The sequence below is a fragment of the Blastococcus sp. SYSU D00695 genome (genome assembly GCF_054050555.1).
Genome location: NZ_JBJGZP010000023.1, coordinates 1 through 12,861, shown reverse-complemented (window position 1 = coordinate 12,861; position 12,861 = coordinate 1). Strand labels below are relative to the sequence as shown.

Below are 12,861 nucleotides of genomic sequence, written 5' to 3'. Positions count from 1 at the left end.
GTCCCCGTCGGGGCCTGCGGGCCAGGATGCGCATGAGCCCGGTATCGGACCCCGCAGTCTCGCTCTGGAGGTGGCCTCACCCCTCCGGGGGGAGTCGGTGGGTCAGCTGCGGGCGCCGCTGCCGTGCAGGGCCGCGAGCACCGGCCAGTACATGGTGCTCTTGATCCGCTGCATGGCCGATCCCGCCAGCCCCGCGTGCGCCCGCGCGGCCTCGACGGCGGTCGGCCGGACCACCTCCGCGGCCACGGCGACGTCGACGATCCCGGCCGCCGCGGCCTCGGTCCCCCCGTAGCGGCGGCCGGTGACCATCGCCTGGTGCGCGACCTGCGGCGCGAGACGGTTCTGGATCAACGCGGCCATCCCCGGCATGAACGGCAGGCCGAGGGCGACCTCGGGCAGGCACCAGAAGCCGCGGTCGGCCCGCATCACGCGGTGGTCGTGGCAGAGCGCGAGCATGGCGCCCGCGCCGAAGGCGTGCCCCGGCATCGCCGCGACGGTGTACAGGGGCGCGGCGAGGACCCGGGCGAGGACGGCCTCGACCCGGGCGGCGTAGGCGTCGCCCGCCTCGGGGTGGGCCAGCATCCAGTCCAGGTCCAGGCCGTTGCTGTAGAACCGCCCGCCGGCCGTGGTGACCAGCGCCCGGGCCCCGTCGGCCAGCGCGACCTCGTCGAGGGCGTGCTCGAGGTCGGTGAGCCAGTCCGGGGTGAAGCGGTTCTCCCCGTCCCCGAGGTCGAGGAGGAAGACGTCGTCCGTGCGGGCGAGGGTGGGCACCCCGCGACGCTAGTCGGTCCCGGCCTCCATGGCGGCCCGGTCGAGCAGCTCCTCGTCGCGCGACACCTCGCCGCGCGAGGCGATCGTCTCCGCCCCGCCGGCCGACAGGGCGCCGATGAGCCCGGTCGAGGCGGCCTGCGCCGCTCCGACGAGCGCCGGCTGCGCGGTGCCGACCATGCCCAGCCCCGCGTACTGCTCCAGCTTCGCGCGGGAGTCGGCGATGTCGAGGTTGCGCATGGTCAGCTGGCCGATGCGGTCGGTCGGGCCGAACGCCGAGTCCGCCGTCCGCTCCATGGAGAGCTTGTCCGGGTGGTAGCTGAACGCCGGGCCGGCGGTGTCGAGGACCGAGTAGTCCTCGCCGCGCCGCAGGCGCAGCGTGACCTCGCCGGTGACGGCCATGCCGACCCACCGCTGCAGGGACTCGCGCAGCATCAGCGACTGCGGGTCCAGCCAGCGGCCCTCGTAGAGCAGGCGGCCCAGCCGGCGGCCCTCCGAGTGGTAGGTGGCGATGGTGTCCTCGTTGTGGATGGCGTTGACCAGCCGCTCGTAGGCGATGTGCAGCAGCGCCATGCCGGGCGCCTCGTAGATCCCGCGGCTCTTCGCCTCGATGATCCGGTTCTCGATCTGGTCGCTCATGCCCAGCCCGTGCCGGCCGCCGATGGCGTTCACCTCCAGCACGAGGTCGACGGCGGAGTCGAACTCCTTGCCGTTGACGGTGACCGGGCGGCCCTGGGCGAACCCGATCGTCACGTCCTCGGCCGGGATCTCCACCTCGGGGTCCCAGAAGCGGACGCCCATGATCGGCTCGACGATCTCCAGGCCGGTGTCCAGGTGCTCCAGCCGCTTGGCCTCGTGCGTGGCGCCCCAGATGTTGGCGTCGGTCGAGTAGGCCTTCTCGGTGCTGTCGCGGTAGGGCAGCCCGTGGGCGACCAGCCACTGCGACATCTCGGTGCGCCCGCCGAGCTCGGTGACGAACGCGGCGTCCAGCCACGGCTTGTAGATGCGCAGCGCCGGGTTGGCCAGCAGGCCGTAGCGGTAGAAGCGCTCGATGTCGTTGCCCTTGAAGGTCGACCCGTCGCCCCAGATCTGGACGTCGTCCTCGAGCATGGCGCGGACCAGCAGCGTGCCGGTCACCGCGCGACCCAGCGGGGTGGTGTTGAAGTAGGCGCGCCCGCCCGAGCGGATGTGGAAGGCGCCGCAGGTCAGCGCGGCCAGCCCCTCCTCGACCAGGGCCGCCTTCGCGTCCACCAGCCGGGCGACCTCGGCGCCGTAGGCCGCGGCGCGGCCGGGGACCGAGGCGATGTCGGGCTCGTCGTACTGACCGATGTCGGCGGTGTAGGTGCAGGGCACCGCGCCCTTGTCACGCATCCACGCGACGGCGACGGACGTGTCGAGCCCGCCGGAGAAGGCGATGCCGACCCGCTCGCCGACGGGGAGGGAACTGAGCACCTTGGACATGGCTCTGATTATGCACACCCATGCATGACCATGCACAGGCGCCCCCGCGCCGCTCCAGGCATGGGAAGCCATCCCCACGTCGGCGGTGCGGCGACGTGGGGATGGCTTCCCATGCCTCGGCGGGGGGCCGGGGCAGGGCGGGTGCCCCGGGCGGGCAGCTCAGGCGGCGCGGCGGACGACGTGGCCGCAGCCGCCGCCGAAGACCTCGACGTCGAACCCGCGGACGTGCAGGACGTCGGCGACCGCCCGGTTCATCACCTGCTGCACCGCGCTGTCCACCGCGGCGCCGTGCACCTGGTCGACGCTCATCCGCTCGTGCTGGCGCCAGGTCACCACGATGCCGTCCAGGTCGGGCTCGCAGCGCAGGCTGGCCCCGCCCAGGGCGTTGTCCTCCCCCGCCGCGTCGTGCAGCGGCAGCCCGGCCTCCGCCAGCGCGGCGGTGACCTCGACCGCCAGGGTGCTCAGCGGGTCCTCGTCGTCGACGACCTCGTCCCACTCCTCCGGCAGGCGGCCCAGCTGCTCGCCGAGGTGGGCCAGCCAGGCCCACTCCTGCGGCGAGGGCCGGCGCTTGACCCGGCCGTCGGGGCGCTGCATGCCGTAGACGGTCTCGACGGCGCCCGGGGCGTGCCCGGCGGCGGCCCAGCCGGCCTCCTGCCGGGTCGGGAACGGGCCGGCGACGACGGGCCCGCGCCCGTCCTCCTCGACCTCGGTCAGCCACCAGCCGAGGGCGGTGGCACCGCCGACGGCGACACCGGTGACGGGGAGACGACTCACGTGCTGCACCACTCCTCCTGGACCCGACCGGCGGCGGGGAGGTCCGCCGGTCCCCCGCCTGCCGGCCGCGGCCGGTCGCTCGGGGTCTTCGCAAAGTAGGGGCCGGACCTGCGCCGACCCGCCGTCCGGCCGGGGCCACCCCCGGCGCGTCGCCCCGTCGCTGCGCGGCGGCCACGGGGAGTTGCCGACCCGCCCCGGAGCGCAGCCTGCGCCGCCGGGGCGGGGGCCGGGCGGGTCACGCCGGGCCGGGCGTGACCATCCAGCAGCCGCTGGTCCCGAAGGGCTCGACCTCGAAGCCGACCGTGCGCAGCAGCTCGGCGAGCGCGGCGCTCATCGTCCGCTGCACCGAGGCCTCCAGCGCCGCGCCGCGCACCTGCTGCACGCTCATCCGGTCGTGCTGGTGCCAGGTGACCAGGACACCGGCGTGCGCCGGGCCGGGGCTCAGGCAGACACCGCCGGCGGCGCCGTCCCCGGCGCAGTCGTGCAGCGGCAGCCCGGCCTCCACGAGGACCGCGGCGACCTCGACGACGAGCGTGGTGAGGGCGTCGTCGTCGGTGACGAGGTCGTCCCAGTCGTCGGCGAGCCGGTCCAGCTGCTGCCCGAGCTCGGCCAGCCAGGCGCGCTCGGTCGGCAGCTGCCGGCGCACGATCGCCCCGTCGGCACGCTGGGAGCCGAAGACCACGCGGGTGGAGTCGGCCAGGCCGTGCGACAGCAGGGCCCAGTCGGCCTCGACCCGGTCGGCGAACGGGCCGGAGACCGCGTGCTCGCCGGGCTGGTCGGCCAGCTCGTCCACCAGCCACCAGGCCGGGGCCGAGCCGGTCTCGCCCAGCCGCCGGCCGGCCGGGTGGGTCGCCGTGTGGGTGGTGGGCTGGGTCGCGAGGCCGACCGAACCGGCCTGCTCGGCCCGGGCCGGGCCGGGGGTCGCGGCGGCGCCCATGCCGCCCGTGGGGGCGGCCGGGACGGCGACCGCGCCGGCCGCGACCTCGACCGCGGGCGCGGCGGCCTCGGTCCGGCGGCGGGCGGCCTGCACGCCGTTGCGCTCGAACTCGTACCGCGCCGTGGAGCTGGTGCCCAGGGCGACGACGAGCGCGGCCAGGACGAGGAACCCCAGCAGGGTCACCGCCGGCCAGAGCAGGGCCAGCTCCTCACCAGGCACGGAAGGCTCCCTGCGGCCCGGAGCCCCAGGAGGCCGCGCGCTGGGACGACGCCCGGGTCCACGCCACGACGCGGGCGCCCGAGGCCCGCAGCGAGGGGCGCGGCCGGACGGTCGCGGGGGTACCGGTCGCCGGCTCCTCTGCCGAGAAGAGGTCCAGCAGGCCGGCCAGGCCCGTCCACTCGTCGTCGAGGGTGTGGGGCGTCGGTCGGGTCACCTGTGCGGGGGGCGCGTTCACGGGGGTGCTCCTCGGGCGGTCCGTCGCGGCCGGGGAAGTGCCGCGGACAGCACGAATGGTGGGGTGCCGCAGGCCCCGGACCGGCTCTCCGGACACGACGCGACGGGCGCCGTCACCCATTCGTTGTGCAGGACCCCACACCGGACGCCGACCCGCCCCTGGCAGCACCGCCTTGTCGACTCCGGACGCGTTTCCCCAGCGTGCGGGCCCGCCGCGGGCCCGCGGTCACGCCGGCGACACCCGGCCCGGCGGCATGTCGCGGCGTGTCCCGCGGACCGGCGCGGGGGTCGGGAAGGACCGGTCGCCGAACAGCACCCGGCGCGCCGCGGCGCGACCCGGCGGGGTGCGCAGGAGGGCGAACGCCGCCGATGCCGTGCCGGGCGTGCGCACCTGGGACAGGCCGTGACGGAGCAGCAGCCGGCCGCGGAAGCGGGCGCGCAGCGCTGCGCCGTCGTAGGCGGCGAGGACGTCGGCCCGGCCGGTGCGCAGCGCCTCGTCGAGGACGGCGGCGGCGTGCGCGGACAGCCGCAGGCACGGGTCCAGGCCGCCGGCGGTGAGCGGGGAGACCGCGCCCGCGGCGTCACCGACGAGCAACCCGCCGGCGCAGCCGATGCGGCGCAGCAGGCCGCCGACGGGGATCGGGCCGCCGCGGCGCTCGACGTCCGCGGGGCGGACCCCGCCGTCCAGGCCGGGGGCGGTGGCGGTGAAGCGGTCGAGGGCGCCGCGCAGCCCGTGCGGGAACCGGGACGGCAGGCCGGCGACGCCGACGTGCGCGTGCCGGCCGTCGTCGACGGCCCAGGCCAGGTACCCCGGCGCCAGGGTGGGGTCGAGGACGCAGTGGAACGTGGGCGGCCGGCCCGACGGCGGCACCGGGAAGACCTCCTCGGCGCCGACCAGCAGGTGCCGGTTGCGGTCCAGGCCGAGGTCGCCGGCCACCCGGGAGCGGGCGCCGTCGGCACCGACGACGAAGCGGGCGCGCACGGCCACCGGCCCGTCGGGCCCGTCGAGCAGGCTCACGCCGTCGCGGCGGCCGGCGTAGCGGGTCCCCAGGCGGATGCGCACCCCCGCGCCGGCCGCGCGGTCGGCGGCCGCCCGGTACAGCGCCCCCATGTCGCCGACGCGGAACTCGTCGCGGCCGCTGACCAGCTCCACGGGGCGCCGGCGGTCCGGCGGGTACAGCACGACCCGGCGGATCGGCGGCCCCAGGCACTCCGGCGGGAGCGGGAAGTCGTCGAGGGTGCGGCGGACGAAGATGCCGGTCGTCCGGATCGCCGCGGTGAGGGACGGCCGGCGCTCGGCGAGCAGCACCTCGTGGCCCCGCTCGGCCAGCAGGGTGGCGGTGTGCAGCCCCGCCAGGCCGGCCCCGACGACCAGGACGTCGACCGCCCGGGGGCCGGTCACCGGGACCGCTCGGCCGGCGCGACCGGCGCCTCGTCGGGCACCCACTCGAGCAGGTCACCGGGCTGGCAGCCGAGCACCCGGCACATCGCCTCCAGCGTGCTGAACCGGACGGCCTTGGCCCGGCCGTTCTTCAGCACGGCCACGTTGGCGGGGGTGAGGCCGACACGCTCGGCGAACTCCCCGACGCTCATCTTCCGGCGGGCGAGCTCCACGTCGATGCGGACGACGATCGGCATCAGATGACCGCCTCGAGGTCGGTGCGCAGCGTCGTGGCCTGCCGCAGCAGGGCCCGCATGACCAGCAGGAGCAGCCCGACGACGGCCCCGACGAGCAGCAGCACGAGGAGCAGCACCGGCAGCGCGGCGTCGTCGCTGACGTCGTCGACGATGAAGTAGTACGAGCAGACGAATGTGGTGAGCAGCATCAGCCAGCCGGTGACGACGGCGCGGACGATCGCGTCGACCCAGGGCATCGCGGCCGCGCTGAAGATCCGGTCGTCGGTGACGAGGGTCAGCAGCTTCCAGGTGCAGACCAGCACCACCTGGACGCAGGCCAGCGCGAGCACCGCCGCGGTGAGCATGACCGCGCGCACGACCGACTGCTCCAGCGACGGGTCGGCGAGGTCGGGGAGCACCCGGGGCACGGCCCCGACCTGCGCGCCGAGCAGCGCCGTGAACACCAGGGCGAGCAGCACCCGCAGCGGGACCACCACGCGGTTCATCCGAGTCATACATCGACTCTCGCGCACTGTCGATCGGAAGTCGATGGATTACTACCGCGTGTCGGCAGAAAGGGTGACCCGCCCGAGCGGGACTTCCCGCCCAAGCGCCCGGGCGGCACGATGGCACCGATGACCAGCAGCGGCGGCGACGAGCGGCAGCGACTGCGCGACCTGGCGCTGCTGCGGCGGGTGCGGGACCGGATGGACCGGGAGTACGCGCAGCCCCTGGACGTCGCGGCGCTGGCCCGCGGCGTGCACATGTCGGCCGGGCACCTGAGCCGGGAGTTCAAGCGGGCCTACGGGGAGTCCCCCTACTCGTACCTGATGACCCGCCGGATCGAGCGGGCGATGGCGCTGCTGCGCCGGGGGGACCTGACGGTCACCGAGGTCTGCTTCGCCGTCGGCTGCTCCTCGCTGGGGACCTTCAGCACCCGGTTCACCGAGCTCGTCGGCATGCCGCCGAGCGCCTACCGCCGGGCCGCCGCCGGCGGGACGGCGGGGCTCCCGCCGTGCGTGGCCAAGCAGGTCACCCGACCGGTCAGGAATCGAGAAGCACCGGCGGGGGCGGCGTCCCTAGCGTGACCGCCATGGACACCATCCCGAACGGCACGCCGGACATCGCGATCCACCAGACCTTCCTCCCCACCGACGACCCCGAGGCCTCGCTGGCCTTCTACCGGGACACCGTGGGCTTCGAGGTGCGCCTCGACGTCGGCGCCGGCCAGATGCGCTGGATCACCGTCGGCCCCGCCGGCGGCGGGGGCACCTCGGTGGTCCTGCACCCGCCGGCCGCCGACCCCGGCATCACCGACGACGAGCGCCGCACGATCGCCGAGATGATGGCCAAGGGCACCTACGCCAGCCTGATCCTCGCCACCCGCGACCTGGACGGCGTCTTCGACCGGCTGTCGAGCCGGGGCGCCGAGGTGGTCCAGGAACCGGTCGACCAGCCGTACGGTGTACGGGACTGCGCCTTCCGCGACCCTGCCGGGAACATGGTCCGGATCCAGCAGCTGCCCTGACCCCGTTCTTCCAGCAGACGGAGACCTCCATGAGCACGCGCGGCGACGATCGGCACCCCGCGGACGGCCACGACCTGATCCGCGTCCTGGGCGCCCGGGTGAACAACCTCAAGGACGTCAGCGTCGAGATCCCCAAGCGCCGCCTGACGGTGTTCACCGGGGTGTCGGGCTCGGGCAAGAGCTCGCTGGTCTTCGACACCATCGCCGCCGAGTCCCAGCGGATGATCAACGAGACCTACAGCGCCTTCGTGCAGGGCTTCATGCCGTCGCTGGCCCGGCCGGAGGTGGACCGCCTGGAGGGCCTGACGACGGCGATCCTCGTCGACCAGGAGCGGATGGGCGCCAACCCGCGCTCCACCGTCGGCACCGCCACCGACGCCAACGCGATGCTGCGCATCCTGTTCAGCCGGCTGGGCACGCCGCACATCGGCCCGCCGACGGCCTTCTCCTTCAACATCCCCACCCGCAGGGCCAGCGGCGTGATGAGCACCGAGAAGGCCGGCGGGCGGGTGGAGAAGAACGTCGTCCGCGACGTGACCTACCTGGGCGGCATGTGCCCGCGCTGCGAGGGCATGGGCTCGGTCTCGGACTTCGACCTGACGGCGCTCTACGACGAGACGAAGTCGCTGTCGCAAGGCGCCCTGACGGTGCCGGGCTACAGCATGGACGGCTGGTACGGCCGGATCTTCAGCGGCTTCGGCTTCGACATGGACAAGCCGATCGGCCGGTTCACGAAGAAGGAGCTCGACGACCTGCTCTACAAGGAGCCGACGAAGATCAAGGTCGAGGGCATCAACCTCACCTACGAGGGCGTGATCCCGAAGATCCAGAAGTCGATGCTCTCCAAGGACGTCGACGCGATGCAGCCGCACATCCGCGCCTTCGTGGAGCGGGCGATCACCTTCCAGCGCTGCCCGGAGTGCGAGGGCACCCGGCTGACCCCGGAGGCGCGGTCGTCCCTGGTCGAGGGGAAGAACATCGCCGACCTGTGCGCGATGCAGATCAGCGACCTGGCCGAGTGGGTCCGCGCGCTCGAGGCACCGTCGGTGAAGCCGCTGCTGGACGGCCTGCAGCACCTGCTCGACTCGTTCACCGGGATCGGCCTGGGCTACCTGTCGCTGGACCGCCCGGCAGGGACGCTGTCCGGTGGCGAGGCGCAGCGCACGAAGATGATCCGCCACCTCGGGTCCTCGCTCACCGACGTCACCTACGTCTTCGACGAGCCGACGATCGGGCTGCACCCGCACGACATCGAGCGGATGAACGGGCTGCTGCGGCAGCTTCGGGACAAGGGCAACACCGTGCTCGTCGTCGAGCACAAGCCCGAGACGATCGCGATCGCCGACCACGTCGTGGACCTGGGGCCGCGGGCCGGGTCCGGCGGCGGCCAGGTCGTCTACCAGGGCACCGTCGAGGGCCTGGGCGCCAGCGACACGCTCACCGGGCGGCACCTGCACGACCGGGCCTCGCTCAAGCCCTCGGTGCGGACGCCGACGGGCGTGCTGGAGGTCCGCGGGGCGGCCACGCACAACCTGCGCGACGTCGACGTCGACATCCCGCTCGGCGTGCTGACCGTCGTCACCGGGGTCGCCGGGTCCGGCAAGAGCTCGCTGATCCACGGTTCGGTCGCCCCCCGCGACGGCGTGGTGGTGGTCGACCAGGGCGCGATCAAGGGCTCGCGGCGCAGCAACCCGGCGACCTACACGGGACTGCTGGAGCCGATCCGCAAGGCGTTCGCCAAGGCCAACGGCGTCAAGCCGGCGCTCTTCAGCTCGAACTCCGAGGGCGCCTGCCCCACCTGCAACGGCGCCGGCGTGATCTACACCGAGCTCGGGGTCATGGCGACCGTCGAGTCGCCGTGCGAGGACTGCGAGGGCAAGCGCTTCCAGGCCTCGGTGCTGGAGTACACGTTCGGGGGCCGCGACATCGCCGAGGTCCTGGCGATGCCGGTGACCGAGGCGGAGGAGTTCTTCGGCAGCGGCGAGGCCCGCACGCCGGCCGCGCACACGATCCTGCGCCGCCTGGCCGACGTCGGGCTGGGCTACCTCACCCTCGGGCAGCCGCTCACCACGCTGTCCGGCGGGGAGCGGCAGCGGCTCAAGCTGGCCGCGCAGATGGCGGAGAAGGGCGAGGTCTACGTCCTCGACGAGCCGACGACCGGGCTGCACCTGGCCGACGTGCAGAACCTGCTCGGGCTGCTGGACCGGCTGGTGGAGTCCGGGAAGTCCGTCGTCGTCATCGAGCACCACCAGGCGGTGATGGCGCACGCCGACTGGATCGTGGACCTGGGCCCCGGCGCCGGCCACGACGGCGGGCTGGTGGTGTTCGAGGGGACGCCGGCCGACCTGGTCGCCGCCCGCTCGACGCTGACCGGGCAGCACCTGGCGGAGTACGTCCGCGCCTGACGCGCCGTCGCTCCCGCGGGACTGTGCGCTCCGCCACGTCATCGCCCGCCGATGAGGTGGCGGAGCGCACACCCGCGGCCGCCGCGATCACCCCAGCAGGACGAGCAGGGCCTGCGGGGCCCGGTGCGCCTGGGCGAGCATCGCGGCGCCCGACTGCGACAGGATCTGCCCGCGCGTCAGCCGCACCGCCTCCTGCGCCATGTCGGCGTCCCGGATGCGCGACTCCGCCGCCGTGGCGTTCTCCAGCGCGACCCGCAGCCGGTCGACGGTGTGCTCGACCCGGTTCTGCAGGGCGCCGAGCTCGGCGCGCTGCGCGCCGACCCGGCGGATCGCCTCGTCGATCGCCGTCAGCGGCGGCGGGGTCGGGGTGAACACGGGCGTGGCGGCCAGCAGCTCGGCGGGCGTCGCGGTCGCGGCCGGCACGGGCCCGCGGAAGGTGAGGACGCCGTCCACCGTCCCGTGGGAGTCCGGGGAGACGACGACGGACGCGGCGTCGGAGAAGGAGTGGTCGTCCGGGGTGATCCCGGCGGCCTTCGCGGCGGCGTCCAGCTGCGCGAGCGCCTCGTCGCCGTCCACCAGGCCGTCGCCGTCGGTGTCGACGTAGACGATCGACCCCAGGTCCAGGCTCCTGTCGCCGACGGTGATGGTCCCGCCCAGGCCGGTGATGTCGGCCCTGGTGCGCCCGGGGAAGGTCAGCAGGCCGGCCCGCGGCCCGTCCGAGAGCGTGGCGGGCACGGCGACCAGCCCCGCCGGCGGCGGGACGACGGTGGACACCGGGCTGGCGTCGGCCAGGTCGGCCGGGGACGCCGAGGCGCTGGGCACCGGGCCGCGCAGGATCAGGTCGTCGCCGTCGTCGAGGAACGGGTCCGGCTGGTGCGTGATGCCGGCGGCCGCGGCGGCGGCGTTCAGCGCCGCGACCAGCTGGCTGCGGCCGGCGCCGGGGGTGACCGCCAGGGCCGCCCCGATCACCGCGCCCAGGTCGAGATCGACCCCGGAGAGCCGGACGGTGCCGGTCAGCGCCTGCAGCGCGGCGTCGGAGCCGGTGGCGCCGACGAACACGAGCTGCCCGGGGCGCAGGACGTCGGCCCGGCCCTGGGCCGGGGTGACGCCGACCGCCGGGGCGCCGATCCGGCCGAGGTCCAGGCCCCCGACGCCCAGGCCGCGCGCGTCGAACGCGGACGTGACGTCGACCCGGATGGTGTCGCCGACGGAGGCGCCGACCTGGAACACCCCGCGGTAGGTGCCGTCCAGCAGCCGGGAACCGCTGCCGGCCGCCGTCCCCGCGATCCGCGTCAGCTCGGTCCGGAGCTGGGTGAGCTCCCGCCGGACCGCCTGGAAGGCGACGTCGTCCAGGGCTCCGCTGTTGGCGCCCTGGACCGCGAGGTCGCGCATGCGCTGCAGGATCGCGCCGGTGCTGCCGAGCACCCCGTCGGCCACCTGCAGGACGTTGACCGCGTCCTGCGCGTTGCGCACCGCCTGCGCCGTCCCGCGGATCTCGGAGCGCAGCCCCTCGGAGAGGGCGAGGCCCGCCGCGTCGTCGGCGGCGCGGTTGATCCGGAGGCCGGACGAGAGCCGCTCGATCGAGGTCCTCAGGTAGCCGTTCGCCACCGCCAGGGCCCGGTGCGCGGAGATCGCGGGGAGGTTCGTGGAGATGCCCAGCAACCCCACCGCTCGTCCCCTCCCCCCGCCGTCGCGACGCCCGCTCCCTCCCTAACGGAACGCCAGCCGCTCTCCTTGACCCGAACACCCGGCAGGGGGGTGTGCGCGCCTCCCCCTCACCGCTCGCTCGCGCCGCGACCGGCGTGGGGACCAGGGCTCAGGACCGCCGCGCCGCCCCGGTGCCGGCGAGGGGCGCCCCCGGGCGCGGATGGGTCCGCCGGAGCAGGTGGGGCGTCATCGTCCGCCACGCCCAGGACACCCCGGCCACCCAGCCGGCGACCCAGGCCGCAGCCGCGGTCGCGGAGGCCAGCGCGATCCACCCGGCGCGTGACCCGTGCTCGGGGTGGGGGTCGGGCCGGGCGGCGTCGTGCGCCACGGGCCGGATCGCCCCGTGCGCCGGGTGGCGCGGCCCGGCCGCCGCCTGTCGCTCCTCCTCCGAGCCGGGCACCGGGCCGGGTTCGTCCGTCGGCCCACGGGGGGCGGGGACGACCGTCCCACCGGTCGGGGTCGTCGTCAGCTGGACGCGGGTGTCCGCGGTCGAGGTCATGGCCAGCTCCACCGTCTCCGGCACCGTCACGCCACGGCGAGCGTCGTCGCCGCGCGCCACCGGGCCACCGCGGCACCGGCAGGTCCTTTGTGAACGCCTCCCGCCGCGCGGTCGTCATCCGGTCCGGACGACCCCGGCTGGGCGCGGCTCCGGCGAGGCCCGGTGGTCGAGCACCGGGCGCGACGGCACCCGCGGTGTGGGCCCCGTGGGGATCGAACCCACAACCCGCGGATTAAAAGTCCGCTGCTCTGCCAGTTGAGCTAGAGGCCCGGGCCGTGTCGGACCCGGCGCCGAGGCTACCGCCGGCCCGGCCCCGGCGACCGCCGACAGCGGAGCCGGACGACCGCTCGGCCAGGCACGTGGCGCGCTCCGCCGTCGCGACCCCGCACCGTGGTCCGCCGATCCCGCACCGGAGGCCTCATCCGAGGGACCGGTCGCCGGGCAGGGTGGCGCCAGGAATGGTGACGCATCGCGCACCCGGACGGGGGCCGTCACCCGGTCAGGGGATCGCGGCACCCGGTGCCGCTTACCTAGCGTCATGTCCGTTCCGCCGAGGAGCCCGCACCGCGGGCCCGCGGACGCCAGGCTCCGGCCCGGCCGCCCCGTTCCCCCCGGGGGGGGGGGGGGGGGGGGGGGGGGGGGCCGCGCGCCCCCCCGGCCCCCCCCCCCCGCGGGGCGGGGGGCGCCGGCCCCGGCCCCCGCGGGGGCGGGG

Annotated in this window: 13 protein-coding genes and 1 tRNA gene; 3 read left to right on the top strand and 11 right to left on the bottom strand. The window is 75.4% G+C overall.

The window, feature by feature from the left end:
• Positions 1 to 102 precede the first annotated feature (102 nt).
• From ACI781_RS14835 to ACI781_RS14800, 8 genes are all read right to left on the bottom strand, one after another.
• Positions 103 to 771 (bottom strand): enoyl-CoA hydratase-related protein, encoded by a 669-nt coding sequence (locus tag ACI781_RS14835; RefSeq protein ID WP_456566882.1) that lies wholly within the window; start codon positions 769 to 771, stop codon positions 103 to 105.
• Between the two features lie 9 nt (positions 772 to 780).
• Positions 781 to 2,229: an argininosuccinate synthase gene (gene argG, locus ACI781_RS14830; RefSeq protein WP_456566881.1), complete on the bottom strand. Its 1,449-nt coding sequence runs from the start codon at positions 2,227 to 2,229 to the stop codon at positions 781 to 783.
• A gap of 159 nt (positions 2,230 to 2,388) precedes the next feature.
• On the bottom strand, positions 2,389 to 3,003 hold the full coding sequence (locus ACI781_RS14825) for a hypothetical protein (RefSeq protein ID WP_456566880.1): 615 nt from the start codon (positions 3,001 to 3,003) through the stop codon (positions 2,389 to 2,391).
• A gap of 235 nt (positions 3,004 to 3,238) precedes the next feature.
• On the bottom strand, positions 3,239 to 4,159 hold the full coding sequence (locus tag ACI781_RS14820; RefSeq protein ID WP_456566879.1) for a hypothetical protein: 921 nt from the start codon (positions 4,157 to 4,159) through the stop codon (positions 3,239 to 3,241).
• The gene (locus ACI781_RS14815; RefSeq protein WP_456566878.1) at positions 4,149 to 4,394 is read right to left on the bottom strand and encodes a hypothetical protein; all 246 of its coding nucleotides are present in this window, start codon (positions 4,392 to 4,394) and stop codon (positions 4,149 to 4,151) included. Before ACI781_RS14815 ends, ACI781_RS14820 begins: the two co-directional genes overlap by 11 nt.
• A 225-nt stretch (positions 4,395 to 4,619) precedes the next feature.
• Positions 4,620 to 5,795, bottom strand: a complete 1,176-nt coding sequence (locus tag ACI781_RS14810; RefSeq protein ID WP_456566877.1) for an NAD(P)/FAD-dependent oxidoreductase — start codon at positions 5,793 to 5,795, stop codon at positions 4,620 to 4,622.
• Positions 5,792 to 6,031, bottom strand: coding sequence for a helix-turn-helix domain-containing protein (locus ACI781_RS14805; RefSeq protein ID WP_456566876.1), 240 nt, complete (start codon positions 6,029 to 6,031; stop codon positions 5,792 to 5,794). The genes ACI781_RS14810 and ACI781_RS14805 overlap by 4 nt, the downstream gene beginning before the upstream one ends.
• On the bottom strand, positions 6,031 to 6,525 hold the full coding sequence (locus ACI781_RS14800; RefSeq protein ID WP_456566875.1) for a DUF2975 domain-containing protein: 495 nt from the start codon (positions 6,523 to 6,525) through the stop codon (positions 6,031 to 6,033). The genes ACI781_RS14805 and ACI781_RS14800 overlap by 1 nt, the downstream gene beginning before the upstream one ends.
• A 120-nt stretch (positions 6,526 to 6,645) precedes the next feature.
• Between ACI781_RS14800 and ACI781_RS14795 the strand changes: the two genes are divergently transcribed.
• The 3 genes from ACI781_RS14795 to ACI781_RS14785 are packed head-to-tail and all read left to right on the top strand — an operon-like array spanning position 6,646 to position 9,943.
• A complete protein-coding gene (locus ACI781_RS14795) occupies positions 6,646 to 7,098 on the top strand; it encodes a helix-turn-helix transcriptional regulator (RefSeq protein ID WP_456566874.1) in 453 nt (150 codons plus the stop codon).
• Positions 7,099 to 7,103: 5 nt separating this feature from the next.
• Positions 7,104 to 7,538 carry a VOC family protein gene (locus tag ACI781_RS14790; RefSeq protein WP_456566873.1) on the top strand — a complete coding sequence of 145 codons (435 nt, stop codon included), beginning with the start codon at positions 7,104 to 7,106 and terminating at the stop codon, positions 7,536 to 7,538.
• A 29-nt stretch (positions 7,539 to 7,567) separates the two neighbouring features.
• Positions 7,568 to 9,943, top strand: coding sequence for an ATP-binding cassette domain-containing protein (locus ACI781_RS14785; RefSeq protein ID WP_456566872.1), 2,376 nt, complete (start codon positions 7,568 to 7,570; stop codon positions 9,941 to 9,943).
• An 87-nt stretch (positions 9,944 to 10,030) separates the two neighbouring features.
• Here ACI781_RS14785 and ACI781_RS14780 read toward each other — a convergent pair whose 3' ends face one another.
• From ACI781_RS14780 to ACI781_RS14770, 3 genes are all read right to left on the bottom strand, one after another.
• Positions 10,031 to 11,611 carry a flagellin N-terminal helical domain-containing protein gene (locus ACI781_RS14780; protein WP_456566871.1) on the bottom strand — a complete coding sequence of 527 codons (1,581 nt, stop codon included), beginning with the start codon at positions 11,609 to 11,611 and terminating at the stop codon, positions 10,031 to 10,033.
• Positions 11,612 to 11,759: 148 nt separating this feature from the next.
• Complete coding sequence (locus tag ACI781_RS14775) at positions 11,760 to 12,179, bottom strand: hypothetical protein (protein WP_456566870.1); 420 nt, start codon at positions 12,177 to 12,179, stop codon at positions 11,760 to 11,762.
• A gap of 167 nt (positions 12,180 to 12,346) precedes the next feature.
• Positions 12,347 to 12,419: transfer RNA gene (locus tag ACI781_RS14770), tRNA-Lys, on the bottom strand.
• Positions 12,420 to 12,861 lie beyond the last annotated feature (442 nt).

What these genes read in the sequence shown, in the direction of transcription:
- argG (WP_456566881.1), bottom strand. Translation starts at nt 2,229, where the DNA reads ATGTCCAAGGTGCTCAGTTCCCTCCCCGTCGGCGAGCGGGTCGGCATC.
- ACI781_RS14805 (WP_456566876.1), bottom strand. Translation starts at nt 6,031, where the DNA reads ATGCCGATCGTCGTCCGCATCGACGTGGAGCTCGCCCGCCGGAAGATG.
- ACI781_RS14800 (WP_456566875.1), bottom strand. Translation starts at nt 6,525, where the DNA reads ATGACTCGGATGAACCGCGTGGTGGTCCCGCTGCGGGTGCTGCTCGCC.
- ACI781_RS14795 (WP_456566874.1), top strand. Translation starts at nt 6,646, where the DNA reads ATGACCAGCAGCGGCGGCGACGAGCGGCAGCGACTGCGCGACCTGGCG.
- ACI781_RS14790 (WP_456566873.1), top strand. Translation starts at nt 7,104, where the DNA reads ATGGACACCATCCCGAACGGCACGCCGGACATCGCGATCCACCAGACC.
- ACI781_RS14785 (WP_456566872.1), top strand. Translation starts at nt 7,568, where the DNA reads ATGAGCACGCGCGGCGACGATCGGCACCCCGCGGACGGCCACGACCTG.